The 16,525-nt window shown below is 62.1% G+C and carries 6 protein-coding genes; 1 reads left to right on the top strand and 5 read right to left on the bottom strand.

The genetic code is table 11. The features are described from left to right. Positions 1–63 precede the first annotated feature (63 nt). Positions 64–1,833 carry an ATP-binding cassette domain-containing protein gene (locus tag BLW48_RS16965; protein WP_143047755.1) on the top strand — a complete coding sequence of 590 codons (1,770 nt, stop codon included), beginning with the start codon at positions 64–66 and terminating at the stop codon, positions 1,831–1,833. A 45-nt stretch (positions 1,834–1,878) separates the two neighbouring features. On the opposite strand, the gene BLW48_RS16960 is transcribed toward BLW48_RS16965, so the two are convergent. From BLW48_RS16960 to BLW48_RS16945, 5 genes are all read right to left on the bottom strand, one after another. Further along, positions 1,879–2,691 carry a hypothetical protein gene (locus tag BLW48_RS16960; protein WP_093080255.1) on the bottom strand — a complete coding sequence of 271 codons (813 nt, stop codon included), beginning with the start codon at positions 2,689–2,691 and terminating at the stop codon, positions 1,879–1,881. Between the two features lie 41 nt (positions 2,692–2,732). Next, positions 2,733–4,454 carry a ShlB/FhaC/HecB family hemolysin secretion/activation protein gene (locus tag BLW48_RS16955; protein WP_093176819.1) on the bottom strand — a complete coding sequence of 574 codons (1,722 nt, stop codon included), beginning with the start codon at positions 4,452–4,454 and terminating at the stop codon, positions 2,733–2,735. Between the two features lie 38 nt (positions 4,455–4,492). Further along, positions 4,493–5,089, bottom strand: a complete 597-nt coding sequence (locus tag BLW48_RS16950; RefSeq protein ID WP_093176489.1) for a hypothetical protein — start codon at positions 5,087–5,089, stop codon at positions 4,493–4,495. Between the two features lie 79 nt (positions 5,090–5,168). Further along, on the bottom strand, positions 5,169–5,744 hold the full coding sequence (locus BLW48_RS35000) for a hypothetical protein (protein ID WP_143047754.1): 576 nt from the start codon (positions 5,742–5,744) through the stop codon (positions 5,169–5,171). 8 nt (positions 5,745–5,752) lie between these two features. Further along, a complete protein-coding gene (locus BLW48_RS16945) occupies positions 5,753–16,384 on the bottom strand; it encodes a two-partner secretion domain-containing protein (protein ID WP_177142349.1) in 10,632 nt (3,543 codons plus the stop codon). Positions 16,385–16,525: the final 141 nt, after the last annotated feature.

The following is a 16,525-nucleotide window of genomic DNA, read 5'->3' as shown; positions in this document are numbered from 1 at the left end:
GCATGCAGGCCAGCGACAAGACGAACAAGAAGACCGGCCCCGGCAACGCCATCCGCGAGCTCTATGCCGCGCTGTGGCACTTTGCGGAAGGCGCGCGGGCAGCTGCTGGCGGCCACCGCCCTGCTCGCAGCCTCGCAGCTGATCCGCCTCACGCTGCCGTACCTCGCGGGACAGGCCATCAACGCACTGCAGCGCGACGAACTGGGCACAGCCGGTCGCTGGATCGCGGCGCTGGCCGGGGTAGCCGTGGGCGCATGGGTGCTGCACGGCCCGGGCCGCATTCTCGAGCGCAACGTGGGCGTGAAAGTGCGCGAAACCCTCGCCGACCAGTTGTACGCCCGCATCGCCGCCGCACCGCTCACCTGGCACGACGGCCACCACTCCGGCGAGCTGCAACACCGCGTGCATCAGGCCGGCCGCGCGCTGTCGGACTTTGCGCAGAACCAGTTCATCTGGCTCACCAACGCCGTCAACTTCGTCGGGCCGCTGGTCGCGCTGGCGCTGCTGTCGCGCACCAGCGGCGTGACGGCCCTCGCGGGCTACGTGCTGATCGGCCTCGTCATCGTGCGCATCGACCGCGCACTGATGAAGCTCGCGCGCGCCGAGAACGATGCCGACCGGCGCTATGTGGCTGTGCTGCTCGACTTCCTGGGCAATGCCTCGACCGTGATCGGCCTGCGCCTGCAGGGTGCTTCGCGGCTGCTGTTGCGGCGACGCATGGCCGCGATCTCGCTGCCGCTGAAGCGCACCGTGGTTCTCAACGAAGGCAAGTGGTTCGCCGTCGACCTCATGGGGCTGGCGCTGACCTGGGGGCTGGTGGTCATCTATGTGTGGCAGGCGCGCGCGCCCGGACAGGCCGTGATGCTGGGCGCGGTGTTCATGATTTATCAATACGCGCAGCAGGCGGCCGGCGTCGTGACTTCGGTCGCAGCCAACTTCAGCTTCTTCGCGCGCATGCACACGGACTACAGCAGCGCCGAGCCGATCTGGCAGGCGCCATCGGGAAACGAAGCGATGGCCACGCCGCCCGAGCAGGTGCCCGAGCGAGAGCGGATAGAGGCCGATGCGCCGTGGCGGCAGTTGAGCATCCAGGCGCTGCAATGGCGCTATGCGCCACGCGGCGCTCCGGCGGAAGAAGAACCCGGGGTTGCCGAGCCCGTGCGGAGTGGCCTGCACGACGTGGCGCTGACACTGCGCCGCGGCGAACGCATCGCACTGGTCGGCCCGAGCGGAGGCGGCAAGAGCACCCTGCTGCGCGTGCTGGCCGGGCTCTACCCGCCCGACAGCGGCACGCTGCTGCTCGACGGTCATCCCGTCGATTGGGCACAACTGCGCCGGCTCGCCACGCTGATCCCGCAGGAGACAGAACTGTTCGAAGCCAGCGTGCGCGAGAACCTCGCCTTCGGCCAACCGCGCGACGACACGCTCCTGCAGGCCGCGCTGCACACAAGCACTTTTGACGAAGTGCTGAAGGCGAATCACGGCGACCTCGACACCGCCGTGTCGGAGCGGGGCTTCAATCTTTCAGGCGGGCAGAGACAGCGGCTGTGCCTTGCGCGCGGCGTGCTCGCGGCGCAAGGCAGCTCGCTGCTGCTGCTCGACGAGCCGACCAGTGCGCTTGATGCCAGCACAGAAGCCCGCGTGCTCGGGCGCATTGCCGATGCGTTTCCGGATGCCTGCCTGATCGCGTCGGTCCACCGGCTGAGTTTGCTCGAGCGATTCGACACCGTGGTGCTGATGGAGGCAGGGCATGTGCTTGACCATGGGCCGTGCGAGGCGGTGTTGGCGAGGCAGCCGCTGCTGCGGCGGATGACGACGGCTACCGCCCACTAAACGGAGCACACCTCGAAAACTCGCAGGAGTGCGAAGAAGCCTCCGTCACCACAGCCTTGCTTTGGTTTGCACAAGCGTATCGACACACTGCGCCAAAGCCTTGGCGCGTTCCTCGCGAATGCGCTGCCAGTTGTCGGCCCGCCAGGCGGCCCAATCTGCCGGCTCGGAACGATAAGAGCAATTGGCTGGAATTGGCGGAAGGCCGAACCGCAGGCTCGCCAAGGCCAGCCCGGCGCTGAACTGCAGGCGATACAACTCGTCGGTGCCCGACAGATTCTCGTAGACCAGTCGCCACACGCCAGGATTGATCGGTGCATCGGCCTCGGCCGGCAACTGCGCCGCAGACTCCATGTCTTCACGCGTCCATCCGCTTTCGCGACGGCCGCGCTCCAATTCAGCCCACGCCCGGGCTGCATACACGCGGGTGGCGACCTCACCGAGCACTTCAGGCAAATCCTTCAAGCCCGGGTTGGTGGCCCATGGTTGGCCCACGAGTTCCGGAACCGGGTCACCGACCAGATCATCCTTGGAGAAGCCCTGCACCGTACCGATCACAGGTCTCCCCACGATGGCCGAGACACCGACGCGAAGCGCCACCTGCGCGGCAACGGCATTGCCCGTGTGATCGCGGCGCACCACTCGCAACGGCTCGAAGTCTTCGGGATAGGACTTGCCACGCAAACGCACCTGCGTTTTGCCCACAGGCACGATGCCATCGGGCGCCGCATAGCTGCTCAGGGCGGGCGCCGAGGCGGCCGCTTCGCCTGGCTGGCTCGCGTTGAGCGGTGGTTGAGTCACGCATGCGGACAACAGGAGCGCAATGCCCAGCCCTGCGAATCGCGTGGCAACAACTTTCACGCGCGCCTCTTCCTTCGTTGCTCTCACTGAAATTCCCCTAGTTAAAAACTTGCGTTCAGATTGAAGCCGAGCGTCACCTTCGCAGTGCGATATCCCTCGGGCTTGCTGATCGGCGCACCGACGAAGAAGTCGTAGCTCAGCTTGCTCCACTGGCCGCGCACGCCGATGACTGCGCCGGCAAGGCTGCGGCCCAGAAGATCAATCGTCGACCGTCCGCCAACATGGCCGTAGTCCATGCCTGCATACAGCTCCGCCCCGCTCTGCCCCATGGCCCACCCAATGTCGTTGCGGATGAGCCAGCCGCGTTCGCCCATCAGGCTCGTCTCGCCATCGAAGCCGCGCACCGTGTAGCGCCCGCCGATGGCGAAGCGGTCTTGCGGCGTCAGCGGCGTGCGGTTCCACTGGGCGCGGATCAGCCCGGAGTAGCGCAGCTTCTGTTCACCGACTTTGAATGGCGCGTTGAGGGTGACATCGGCCGTGTACAGCTTCAGGCGCGAGGTGCCCTCGCCGAACTCTTCTTCCGGCGCAGCGCGCGCACCGAAGCCACCGGTGCCGCGCTTGTAGGCCAGCGTGCCTTCGAGCGTCGCTTCGCCGATGAACTCCTTGTGGTTCAGGCTGAACTCCCAGCCACCGACCACGCGGTGCTGCACCTCGACTTCGGTGTCGTCCACGAAGTTGCGCGACTCGCGGCGCCAGCCCTTGACGGCCACCGTGGTCTTGCGGCTCTGGTCGCGGTAGAGCAGGCGCGAGAGCTTGACCTCGGCGTTGTTGGACTTGCCGGCGTAGACGTAGTCCTGGTTCAGGCCCGCCACGCTCTGGTGGTACTGGCTGTTGGAGGCGGTGAAGCCCAGGAGCCAGTAGCCGTAAGGCAGCGAATAGTGAACGGTCTGGCCTTCAGTGCCCTTGGCCGGGTCGCTGAAGACGTGGTTGTTGATGTTGTGGTTGGCGCTGACGTAGAACAGGTCGTTCAGGCCGAAGGGATTGTCCAGGGACAGGGTTGTGCCGGACTGATAGCGGCCTGTGGCTTCGGTGCCACTGTCGTCGAGGCTCAGTGCAATACGCCACTTCTTGGATTGGACGTACTTGACGACGAGGTCGCTGTCGCCGGGCTTAGCGCTGGGCGCGGTCGAGGGCTCGATCTGGATGTCGGCTTCGGCCGTGGGGGCGCGCTTGAGGTTCTCCAGGCCCTGCTCGATGTCGCGCAGGTTCAGCAGGTCGCCGGGGCGCGCGGGAATGGCCGTGGCCAGCAGCGCGAAACTGCCGAACAAGGTCGATGAGGAATCCGCAGTCGTGCGGATGGCGGCGATGCGGCCGGGCACGAGAGAGAGCGTCAGGGTGCCGCTCGACAAGTCCTGCGGGGCGGCCAGCACACGGGTGGTAACGTAGCCGCGGGCGATGGCGGCTTGCTGGGCGCGTGCGAGGACGACGTTGACGCCGGTTGTGCCGAGGCAGCGGCCGATGGGAGAATCGTTGCCATCGGGGCCGGACAGGTCCGCAACGGCCCACTGGAAAGACTCGGACTGCTCACCGACGAGGAGGACGCGGTCGATGCGAAAGCACGGGGACTCGGACTCGGGGATGCGCTGGTTTGGCGCGGACGGTGCGGCCTGCGGGCGCTGGTCGACAGCACGTTCGTTTTGCTCACGCAGGGCGCGCTCGCGCTCCTGCTGGCGCTGCTGCTCGACGAAAGGCTGCGGGGTGGTGGATGACTGCTGGGCCAGAGTCACCAACGGGGAGGCAACAAGAGCTGCGGCCACAGTCATGCGCGCGCACCGATGCACGCGGATAGAGTGGATCATGATCAGCGCCTGAACTCGACCGTGCGGGCAGCGGACGGCTTGCCGGAGAAGCCGCTCACGGTGCCGTCGGTGCCAAAGAGGATATCTACAGGTTCATCTTCCTGGGTCGTCCAGTACCGCCATGCGTTGGCGTTCAGGTCCTTGGTGTCGTTGCGCGATGGATAGCTCAAGGACATCAGCACTTGGGGCCGAGTCATGCCGACCACGACCTTGGCCGAGTAGACGGCCTTCTGCACTTCGGGACTCCAAGTGGCTAGCGTCAACTTGGGGTCTGTCGGGACGACGATCTGGTTCGTCCAGCGCAGCATGTCTTCCCTGCTGCGGGCGGTGTCATCGCGCAGCGAGACGTAGTCGCCGCCAATCGTGCCGTAGGCGTACTTGTCACGTTTTATCGTGTCGATTACTACAGGCTCGCCGGCCGGCACGATGGGCCCGCCCAGCATGTTGGTGCTGGAGACCCAGCCGTAGTCGGGGCGAAGGTTGCAGCAGGTATAGCCGGTGATGGGTGGAGCAAGCTTTGTAGCGCAGCCGGACAGAAACACGCTGGCGACAACCACGATGGCAGCGGCAGTACGCGGAAGGGTGTGTGACAGCTTCATGGTTCTTCTTGATTCAAGACAGCAATCTATTCATTTGCCGTCGACCGGTAAAAATTATTCCCAATACTTTATTTCCCCTCTATCCATCCCATGGCGTAAAAATAGGATTCGGAGGAAGCCCTCCGGTCTCAATATTCAAGAGTCGCGCATTTTCTTCTTTGTCTTTTTTGAAGTTCTTACGAAGAATTTCCTTTATCTCATTCTTGTAATGCAACTCTCTTGCCGCATGGGATTTTTTTTCCTCTTCAGTTGAAAGTCCAAGGGATTTGGAATTTCTCAAGCGCCTTTCATAGTAATCCGATTTGGGGGAGTCTTGTCCATTAAGACTAATAATTGCGTCCGGATATTCCTCTTCAAATTCTGCGAGCAAATTGAAAATGTCGTTTGTATCCATAACGATCAGTCGACATCCGCGAGAATGCGATAAGAAGAAATTTAGTTTGTGACCTGCTTTTCTGATGTAATCAGCTAGCCAAGCACTTCTTGGGTTTGATCCGCGAAATTCCTCGCCTCCGTATTCGTAATGAGGAATTTCATCAAAAATGGAATGCCCCTCGGCGATTCCAATCTCTGGAACTGGAGGATGGGTTCTTTGGTTTCCAAGAAAAAGCATGTCTCCGCTATCAAGGTTAATTAGCAAAAATTCCTGAGACATTCTTCCCCCTATCTTGGAGATTTAAAAACAATTTGACCTTGCGCCGTATACACGGTTATGGTCTGTGGGTTCGATTTATATATTGGAAGATTCATAATTTCTTGCATGGCCTTTTGCACATTTCCAATGCTTAGGTTTGCGGCCCTCCCATCTATAATAATAGATGCCCCACTTTCGCTTACCGTGCCTGTAGCCGCAGATTCTAATTTCTTAAGTGCAGCACTGACAACTGTTGAGCTGCTATTGGATGTTACGGTTGCCAATTCATATCGCTGTCCATTAATAATAAAATCAAGGCCGGGGCTTTTACTACCTCCCAGGATGATTACCTTATTTCCTGCGGCCGCAGAATCATAAGCAAATTGAATTTCGAATTGCGTAAGACCTTCAAGTGATTGCGCGGTAACCGAGCCACCCCTCGTTCCGAAAGATTCGCCTTGTGCAAGTAGCGTGGGGTTGCTTTTTACGGCAGAGAAAACTTCAGCGACACGATTGGCGGATGCATCTGAAATGAATCTATTCACTTCTGGACCAGCGACGCCAGTACCATAGGTGCCACCACTTCCTATGCCTGGAAGTGAGTCGGGCAGATGTACCGCACAGCTTCCGTTTGCGCAAGAGACACAAGGCCCCACGTTATGCACCCAAGTGTCGAACGCACCCACGAAGAATGTATGCCCCGCCTCCACTGTCAGGTTGTGCGTAACTCCCTTGGGCGACTCCAGCGCGACTGAGCGCACGCGCAAGGGAGCTTGGCCGCTGCGCGAAACCAGAGGATCACCCGACCTAAGGGTCTCGACACCGACAAATCCACGGCCTGGCACATAGAAGGGGTGGCCTGGCGTCACCAGCAGGTCTTCGCTCTTGTCACCCTCCTGAATGCTCAGACGCAAGATCGGACGGTCATCGCGAACGTGCGTTGCAGTCACTGGAGCCAGGAACGGTGCGCCAGTTCCATCTTCCAGCCGTGTCCAAACACGCTCGCCGACCTTGATAGATTCAATCGCCCGCTCACCTTTTTCTGTTGAAACCAAGGTTCCTGGTGCGAAGCAGCAGGGAGTCAACCGCGCAGCATTGGCTTCCAACTGTGTCAATTGCTGGCCTTCGCGCAAGGTTGCTGCGCCTCCTCTGCTCGCCGCCGCTGCCGCGTCATCGATAATCTGGCTTGCTATCTTGGCTTCGGTTGCAGCCTTGCCCGCCACCAATGCCGCGGCTCCACCAATCCCTGCACCTCCAGTAGCCTCGGCCGTAATGGCATCCGCTGCCACGACCCCGACCGTATTGATGCACAACGGTATGTTGGCGGCACAGGTGATAGCAGCATCCGCAATGCTTCCGCCCATTGCTACTGCGATTTCAGCCGCTAGAGGCGCGGCCAGCACTCCCCCGACCACGGCCAGCGCTGCCAACTCACCCTTGCTTTGAGCCACAACGAGGGCCTGGGTGCATTGGTTTTGGCTGATCCCCTGGCAATTCTTTGTCCGCCAGGTTGCAATCGCCTGAGCCTGCTGCACATCCGTGGCAGAGCCTCCGTAGATGGAGCCCGTTCTGATCACATTGTCTTGGTTAGCCGCAACGCCTCTTAGTACCGCTTTGTCGCTCTCCGGCAGCTCGTCGTACGCCTTCCCCAAGCTTTGAAACAAGATCGAAATTGAGCTGCCGGAATCCGTTGTTTGATCTTCAAGGTTTTTGATGTTCGCCGACGATCCCAAGAGAATGCTTGTCTTGACGGCATCGATGTTCTGGTCGGAATAACCCTTGATTTCCTGAATGATGTTGTGCAAGTCGTTGGTCGAGCAAATTCCGCCGACATTGCAAGCCGCAAGTTTCTTTTTCAAGTCGTCGTATTGGGTGTGCGTCAAGAAGTTGTTGAACGCCTCCGTGACAGCGCCCGCTGCTCCGCTCGCCCCTCCCAGAGCACCACCGATAGCGGTGTTCAACCCCGCCACGACCGCATCGTGTGCCGCTCCCGTGAGTCCCAAGTTGGTCACGGCCTGGCTCACATCCGTTGCCACATAAGAAGCTACGCCTGCACCCAAGGCGCCCCCCACACCGCCAGCCAACCCACCAATCACGCTATGCCCTGCGGCACGGCATGCGCCATCGGAACCCCAGCAAGCGGCACCTTCAGGATCGTTGTTCTTGACGGCTGCATCGCGCTGAGCGTCGGCATACCTGCTCCAGGTACTGGTGGCCTGCGGCCAGAAATCCTGCGTGATCTGCGCTTGCGCCTGGACGTTCCTGATGATGTCCTGGGTATTCCAGTTCTTGATCAAGGTCCCGGCGCTGGTCGTGTCTCCAGTGCGTACCGTTTGGTCACCCGCGAGGCCACTGATACCCGACTTCGTTGTACTGCTCTGACTGCTGCTCTCCGAGCCGAGCCCAATGCCAGTGGGCCTCACATAGGGCTGTGACTGCCGATCCTGCTCCGAGCGTTGCCAGGGATTGGCATTGGGATCGGTTGTCTGTCCCACGCTCGCCGCTGCGCCAACCGAATAGCTGCTGCCGCTTGACTGGCTGACGTTCTGCAGATCAACCATCGTGAGCGTACCGCCCGTGGAGAAGCTATTCTTGCCCGCGTCAATGGCCGCTTGGGTGCTTTCGATCACCGCACCTGTGAGGTTCGTGTTGCCTTTGACGTTCACATCAAAGCCGCCGTCCCCTGCCTTGATGCCCGACTGCGTGCTCGGACTGATGAAGACCCCGTCCGCCTTGGCACTGGCGGTATTGCCGCTAGCGGTGGCTACGGCCCCATAGCAGATGGGTGGGATACACAGGCTCACCCCGAAGCCGTTGCTGGACTGTCGGCTCTGGCCCACGCTCACATCCTGCAAGGTTGTGATATTCAGGTCACCCCCGACATCCACCTTCACACGGTTGCCTTCGATGGTTCCCCCGTTGAGCGTGAGGTTGCGACCGCTGGAGACATTCACCGCGTTGCCGCCGGACACCTGGGTGACGTTGTAGGTCGTCTCGTTCTGGTTGTCGCTACCCTTGCCGTTTTGAACGCCCAACTGGATGCTGAAGCCGGTCTGCGCGCCAGCACCAAAGGTCACCCCGACGCTGCTGCCGTGGCTGGAGTTCTGCCCCACCGTCAAGCTGGTGTTCTTGCTGGCCTCCAGCAGGATGTCGTTGTCCGCCGCCAAGTTGACGGTGTTGCCTGCCGCAATTGTGGAGCCCACGGCGTGGATGTTGGAGCCCGCGCCTGCGCCAGTGGCCACAATGTTGACGTTGTTCGCCCCCGTCACGCTGGAGCCAACGGCCGTCGTATTGGTCGTGACGCTGGTGCCCTGGCTGGTATTGCGGCTCGCGCTCACGCTGACGCCATAGCTGAGCTGGCCCGCGTTGCTCAAATCGGTCAGGCTGGGGCCGCTACCGCTCAGCGCGCCGGCGAGCGTGCTGCCCGCGCCGTAGGCTTGTTGGCCCGCCATTGCCAGATTCAGCGCACCCAAGGCTTGCATACGGCCATTGCCGCTGGTGTCTTCCATCGCTCGCACGGTGCTTCTGGCATTACGCAAGCTGTCGGTGCTCACCCCCATGAAGCTCGCGCTGCCGCCCAATTTGCTGCTGGAACTGCGCTGCATGCTGACCGTTTGCTCGGTGTTGTATGCCTCGTTGATGGTGACGTTCTTCGCGAGGATGTTGATATCTCCGCCCACTTGTGGCCCTGCTTGCCCCGCAGCAAGGACGCTGCTGGCGGTCTGGCGGTATTCGTTGCCAGCCACCAAGGTCACGTTGCCCGTGAGACTGGCCACCTGGCTGGATTGCTGTGTGGTGCTGATGGTCGCCTGGGCACCGAAGTCCTTGATGTTGCCCAGTCCAGGCGACGACCAGGAGCCGATGAACCCGCTCTTGCCGTTGGCCGAGGAACTGCTGCTGAGCTCTGTGTTCTGGGCGCTCTCGATGGTGAGGTTGCGCCCGGCCGTCATGATGATGTCCTTGTCCGCCACGATAGTGGCCGCTTGCAAGGTGGTGTCGCGCCCGCTGATGGTCTGCAGGCTGCCGGCCGAGATGGTGGTGCCGACAGCCTGGGTCCTGATGTCGGCGCTGGCGCTGTTCCCCGAAAACTGCCGGTTGCCGTAGCCACCGACCGGACCTCCGGCGTCGGAGGCAACAGCCCAAGCCTTGGACAACCCAGTGCTGCTGCTGCGCTGCTGGCTGGCGTGCAAGTCCTGCGTGGTCCGATTGGCGGTCGTGAGGTTGATATCGCGTCCGGCCCACAGGCTCATCGCGTCCTGCGAACTCAGTTGCGTAGCCTGCGCATTGATGTCGTTACCGGCCACCAGGGTCACGGTCTTGCCGCTCAAGCTGCTGGACAGCACGTCCACCGTGCTTGAGCTGTCCAGGGTGCTCGAACTGCTCTTCCTGAACAGGCCGTTGGAGGATTTCTGCGAAGCTGCGGCCACGCTGCTCGTCGCCTGCCCCGCGGTGATGTTGATGTCGTTCTTGGCGGTGGCCGTCACCGCGCCATCCACACTGATGACGGTGCCTGCGCGGATGTTCACGTTATTGCTAGCCGCAAGACTCACGTCGTTTTGGCCCTGGATGACAGAGCCAATTTCCTTGCTCTGCGATGAGATACCCGCAATGTTCTTGTTCGCGAACGAGATGGTGTATCCCTCGGTGACGGTGCCGAGATTGACATCGTGCCCGGCGCCAACGGCCACAGAGCCCACGCTGACCATGGCCGCACCAATCAGATTGACATCGTGGCCTGCCGAGGCAATCAACGTACCACCGGGATTGGTGACGTAGACCCCTGCTACGCGGTCGATGGCAGTAGTCGTGGCACGGGATCGGGTGGTGGTTTCTATGTTGATGTCCCCGCCGGCCTTCAAGACAGCGGCATCTTTGGCCGTGATGCTGGCTCCGATGTTGTTGATATTGTTGCGCGCATCGATGCCGACGCTGCCACCCGCAATCCGCCCACCATCGAGGTTGTTGACGTTCTCGGCGGTGATCGACACCAGGGAGCGGCCAGCAATCGTGCCCTTGTTCGTCACGTCACCTGTGCTCTTGATGACTGTGGCATCCGCGCTCAAAAGCGCCCCCGAACCATCAATGTCGCCCGGCAACACCCGCACATAAACCTGCGGCACAAGCACCTTCTGCGTCGAGCCATCCGGCAACGTGACGGTCTGTTCGACCAGCCACACGATGTCGCTGGTGAGCTGCGCCATCTGCGCCGCAGTCAGTGCAACGCCCGGGCGCAAACCATATTGCTTTGCGAAGGTCACCCCAGCGTTCATCAGTGCGGCGTACTGATCCTCGTCATTGTTGAACCCATCCAGATACCGATAGCCCGTGAGCTGAGCGACTTGCTCACGAATGAGCTTCTGCTCGTAGAAGCCGTCGCCCAGGCGCTTGAGGATGTTGTTCGGATCGAGCCCGAGGTTGCTCAGAAGGTAGTCGCTGGACAGCCAGTTGCGGTAGTTCGCAAACCTCGGGTCCGTCTCGATCAGGTAGTTGCCGCCGGCCTGCGTGCGAAACAGGCTTGCCTGCGGCACGTTCAGGTTCGGCGTACTTGTGCGCACGACTGTCGGAATGGTCTGGGTATTTCCGGCACTCGCGCCGCCAGATGCGCCAGCCCCCGCACCGCCTGCGCCGACGACCGTGCCTACGTTGGCCGCCACCTCCACGATGACGCCCGCGCCAGTACCGCCGGCTGCACCACCGGCGCCGCCACCGGTCGCACTACCGGCCCCTGTGGCCGCAGTACCAGCGTTGTAGCCGGTGGTCGCATTGAGGTTCGGCTGGTATTTGTAGGCGCCCAACGGGATGCTCACCGGAGCGAGCACGATGGGAATGTTGGTGCCCTGCACCTGGCCCTGGTTGTTGATCACGCTCGCCAGACCCGACACATTCACCGAGCCAGTGAGCTGGCTCGATTGGTAGTCGCTGGCGGTGATAGTGCCTCCCGCCAGCACTTGGCTGTCCTGGTTGTACAGACGGCCATTGACCGTCATGTTGCCGCCTGCGATCAGGTGCGCGGGGTCGGCGTTGATGGCGGTGTCTGTGACCGTGGTGATGTTGTTGGTCCATAGGCCATAACCGCCCATACCCACCAGTTCGCCGGTATCCTTACGATAGACAAAGCCATTGGCCGGATCGAGGGTGACTTCGGCGAGCGTGTACTGGGTAGTCCTCCCCACGCCGCTGCCAACTGGCGTGACGGGCGCCACGCCGACCATGACGCTCGAGATCGAGGTGGGCGTGCCAAGTTGAATGTGCATATCGCGGTTGTTGGCCTGCGCCATCGAGATGGACATATTGCCCAGCGACTGGATGTCTGCGCTCAGGTTGTCAAGCGTCCCGCCTTGACCGGTGGCAGCGCGATTCGCGTCGAGCGCGCCGCCGACGGCCATGTTTCCGCCGCTGAAGATCAGCGCATGTTCGCGATTGATGATGTTGGTCGCGCCGATGTCCAGGTCACCGCGAGATGCGATGGTCGCGGCCGTGGTGACGCCGCCCACGGTCTCAGTGTCGTTGACGACAGTGCCGGCGCTGATCGAGATGGCATCGCCATAGAGGCGGCCCGTGCCGATGTTGTTCAGCGTTCTTGCATTGACGTTTGTATCGCCATGGCTGTCGATCAGGCCTCGGTTGTTCAGCGTGCCCGCGTTGACGATAGTGTTCGTGCCCGACATCTCACCCGTGGCGGTGTTGTCGACCACATTGCCGTTGACCGTGAGCGTCTGACCTGCGAGCAGCTTGGCGTTGTTGGTCAGGTGGCCGGTCGTGCCATAGGTGAGATTGCCGCTCACGCTGACATCGCGGTTGTTGACGATGTCCTGCGTCAGCGCGATGGCCATGTCGCGGCCGGAGGTGAAGCTGCCGTCGTTGCTGAATTTCGCGGCGTCGATCTGGAGGCTGTTGCTGGCTGTGAGCGTACCCCCGGTGTTCACGACGTTGAGCGTCTTGGCGCTCGGGTTGGCGGCGTTCGGGTCGACAAGCTTGAGGGTATCGCCGGCCGAAAGCAGACCGCCTGCGGAATTGTCGATGGTCCCCCCACCGGTCACCGTGAGGGTCTGCGCGGCGCGCACGGCGCCCGTCTGATTCCCAAGGTTGGTGGCGCTGATTGCGACGTTCGTGCCCTCGATACCCTGATCCGTCCCGCTGGTGTTGGCGTTGTTGACAGTGGCGGCGCTCAGCGTCGTGGTGTCGCTGGAGCGAAACAGGCCGCCTACGTTCTGGATATTGCCGGCATTGACCGTCAGGGCGCCGACCGCCTGGGTCTGGCCGCCGCTGTTGTCGTAGGTCACGCCGTTCGTGTTGATCGTGACCGCGGCCTGTCCGATGATCTTTCCGCCAGCGGTGTTCGAGAAGCCCTGTGTGTTGGCCGTGAAGGCCCCCTTGGCGCCGATGAAGCCCGCGCTGCTGTTCACAGCGCCTGCACTGAGTGTCAGCATGTCGGCACTTGTGATGCCGCCTTGGCCGTTGGTGTAGCCCGATGCGTTGGCGTTGGTGAGTGCCTGGCCATTCGTGTCGATGACCATGGTGCCACCACTTTGCACGAGGCCGGCGTCGTTGTTCAGCGCACCGGACTTCACGTCGACAGTGGTGGTCGCAGCTATCGTTCCCTTGGCGCTGTTGTCCAGGGCATTGCCATGCGTGTCGATGGACAGGCTGTTGCCGAAGACCTTGCCGCCGGCGCTGCTCAGGCCACCATTGTTCAACGTAGTCGTGCCACCGGCTTGCAAGGTGCCGCCAGTGTTGGTCGTGGTGCCCGTGGTCGTGACAGCCAGATTGCCATTGACGGCTGCGGCCGTTCCCGCACTGTTGTCCAGACTGGCGGCGGTGACCGTGGTGTTGCCGTTGGCGGCCAGCGTACCGCCTACGTTCGTGGCTGCACCCGAGACGGTTGCATTGAGGTTGCCGACGGCCGTCAGGTTGCCAGCGTCGTTCTTGAGACTGCCTGCCTGAATGGTGGCATTGCTGCCCGCCAGAATCTGGCCCGCCGCGGAGTTGTCGAGCAGACCGGTGACGGTGAGATTCAGGTCGGAACTGCCCGCTGCCTGGAACTTGCCGCCCTGGTTGGCCATGGAGCCCGCGTTGGCGGTGATAACGCCATTGCTCGCGACGGTTCCGCCGTTGTTGACCAGGGCTCCACCGACGTTGAGGGTCGTGGTGCCTGTGCCTGCCTGCACGATGCTGCCACTGTTCTGGTTGCTCAGGGAGCCGGCCAACAGATTGATCTGTTGGGCGTAAGCCGTGCCGCCGTCCTGATTGAACATGCCCGTGAGATTGACGGCCAATGCACCGTTGCCGGTGATCTTGCCATTCGCGCCGTTGAAGCTGCCGCCCGCGATGGTCAGGGTGCCGGTGCCGGCATGATCAATCTTGCCGTTTGTGTTCGTGATGGACGCTGCCTGGAGTGTCAGGTCCTGGCCGTTCGTGGCAATGTGGCTGTTCGAGTTGTCGATGCTGCCGCTGACGGCGAGGATGGTCGCGCCAGTGCCGGTCTGGACGATCTCGCCGCCGTTGGTGTTGGCGATGTTCGAGGCATCGATCTTCAACCGAGCGGCGTTGAGCTGGCCGGCGCTGTTGAGCAGCGTCTGGCCGGGCTGCGCGTTGGCGGTGATGGCGAGCGTACCGGGCGTAGCGACAGTGGCGCCACTGGTGGTCACGTTGCCTTGGGTGGCCGTGATCGTGATGTCGGATGCGCCGGTCTGGCTGCCGGAGAGGTCGACGGAAGCACCCTTGAGCGTGGCGTTGCCGCCTGCGACGTTGGTGCCGGTAGAGGTCAGAGCCTGCGTGGCCGTGACGCTCATGTCGCCGGTACTTTGAAGACTGCCCTTGCTACCGTCGAGGCTGCCGGTCTGGATCGCGAGAGTCCCACCGCTGGCGATATGGCCATCGGTGTTCAGCAGTTGCTGGCCGACGGAGAACTGGACGTTGCCGCTGGCCGAAGAAATGGTCCCCTGGCTGTTGTTCAGGGACTGACCTGCGACCGTGAGGTTCTGGTTCGAGGTCAGCGTGCCCGAGGTGTTCTGGATCGCGCCGGCGACGTTGGCTGTCAGTGCGCCGGTGGCGGAGATCGTGCCTCGTGTGTTGTCGGCGTTGCCACCGACCGTGAGGTTTGCATTGCTGTCGCTGGTCAGCATGCCGTCCTGGTTGTTCAGGTCACCCGTGGTCGTGATATCCAGGCTGCCGGCGTGCAGGGTGCCCGTGCTGTTGTTGAAGGTGCCGAGATTGGCCGTGAAAGCGCCCGAGATGTTCAGCGTGCCCCCTGTATTCTGGAAGCTCGGCTGGTTGAGCGACATGCTCGTGACGCTCAGGGCTCCCCCGTTGTTGACCAGGTTCGCTGTCTGCACCGTGATCGGGCCACCTGCGTAAACCTTGCCGCCATCGTTGCGGATAGCACCTGCGGCTGTGAGGCTGCCCGGTTCAATCGGTGCTGCTGCTGGTGTTGAAGTGCCAGCGGTTGTCGTGCTGCCGGTCGATGCGGTGGTGCCCGTCGAGCCACTTGAGCCCGAGCTTGGCGTGGCACCTGCACCGGTGCTGCCGCTGCCAGTACCGGCTGTCGAAGCAGGCACAGGCTCGCTGCCGATCCACCCATCATTGGTGTTGCTGATCGTGGGGGCCGCAAGCGCGAGCGACGCCATGCTGGTCTGGCGGATCGTCCCCTGGTTGACGATGTCGCTGCCGGTGCTGGCAAGCTGCACGCTCTGGCCCTCCAGCGTGCCGGTATTCTCCAGGCGACCGGACGCCGTGACGACCAGATTGCCGGCGCTCGCGCCGATGCTCCCGGCGTTGCGCACACCCAGTCCAGCCTCTGTCCCAATCAGCGAAATCTTGTTCGCATACATGCCACCCAACGCCGCGACGTCGAGCGCAAAGGTCGGAGCAGCACCGGTGCCCGCTGTCGGCGTAACCTGACTGTGATCAGCGCTGATCTCGTTGGCACCAGTCACCACCTTGAGCTCGCTCGCCCAGATGCCCGCATTGACCTGCACCGCACGCGCCAGAATGGCCGCATAGTCGGTCTTGCTCGCATCGAGCCCCGCACCATCGATGGTGACGGTGCCGCCACGAACCAAGAAGCTGTCGAGCCCCCCGATCGCATTGAACTGCGGCGTGCCCGTGGTGAGCGTAGCCCGCGAGGCGTTGATGAAACCGCCTCCGTCCACGCTGATGCCGGCCGGGTTCGCAATGATCACTTCGGCGCGCTGGCCACCCACTTCGATGTACCCGCGAAGCTGGCTCGGCGAGCCGCCGTTGATTTCGTTCAGGATGATGCGCGCCGGCCCCGTTGCGAGGTAAGGATTGCCTTGAACGAACCCGCCCAGTTGGGTCTGCACGTTCACCCGGCTGTTGTTCAGGATCGCGCCGTTCGCGCCCACATTGAACTGGTTGTAGACGTTGCGCGAAACGCCTGCGGCCGAAGGCGTCTGGATGTTGACCAGCGGCACGCCGTTGGGCGCCACCAGCACCGTCGGGCGAAGATTGCCTGGCACATTGGGCGCGCCGACGATCTGTGCGTGGGCCGACGCTGCCATCATGACGCCGGCGATGGCCATGGCGCCCGCTGCGGTCGTCGCCTTGCTCGCACCCTTGCCGGTACTGGCGGCCGTTTCCTGGACCACCATACGCATACCTCTGGCCGCATTGAAAACAACGCGGTGCAAGTGCCGATTCATGTTTAGCGCTCCCTCAAATCTTTGTTAATCCGCAACACATTTGTGTCCAGACACGCGTTGCAGGGGCGCGATTATGGGATAGCGTTACATCTCAGCAAGGCATTTAGTCACGCTTTGTAAGATTACGTCGAAGGTTTTTCG

The organism is Variovorax sp. YR266 (genome assembly GCF_900107295.1).
Lineage (GTDB): Bacteria > Pseudomonadota > Gammaproteobacteria > Burkholderiales > Burkholderiaceae_C > Variovorax.
Note: the sequence above shows the minus strand (reverse complement) of the source record. Positions and strands in the feature narration are given on the sequence as shown.

Excerpts from the sequence above, each read along its gene's own strand:
- BLW48_RS16965 (WP_143047755.1), top strand. The coding sequence starts at position 64 with ATGCCGCGCTGTGGCACTTTGCGGAAGGCGCGCGGGCAGCTGCTGGCG.
- BLW48_RS16950 (WP_093176489.1), bottom strand. The coding sequence starts at position 5,089 with ATGAAGCTGTCACACACCCTTCCGCGTACTGCCGCTGCCATCGTGGTT.
- BLW48_RS35000 (WP_143047754.1), bottom strand. The coding sequence starts at position 5,744 with ATGTCTCAGGAATTTTTGCTAATTAACCTTGATAGCGGAGACATGCTT.
- BLW48_RS16945 (WP_177142349.1), bottom strand. The coding sequence starts at position 16,384 with ATGAATCGGCACTTGCACCGCGTTGTTTTCAATGCGGCCAGAGGTATG.
- BLW48_RS16955 (WP_093176819.1), bottom strand. The coding sequence starts at position 4,454 with ATGACTGTGGCCGCAGCTCTTGTTGCCTCCCCGTTGGTGACTCTGGCC.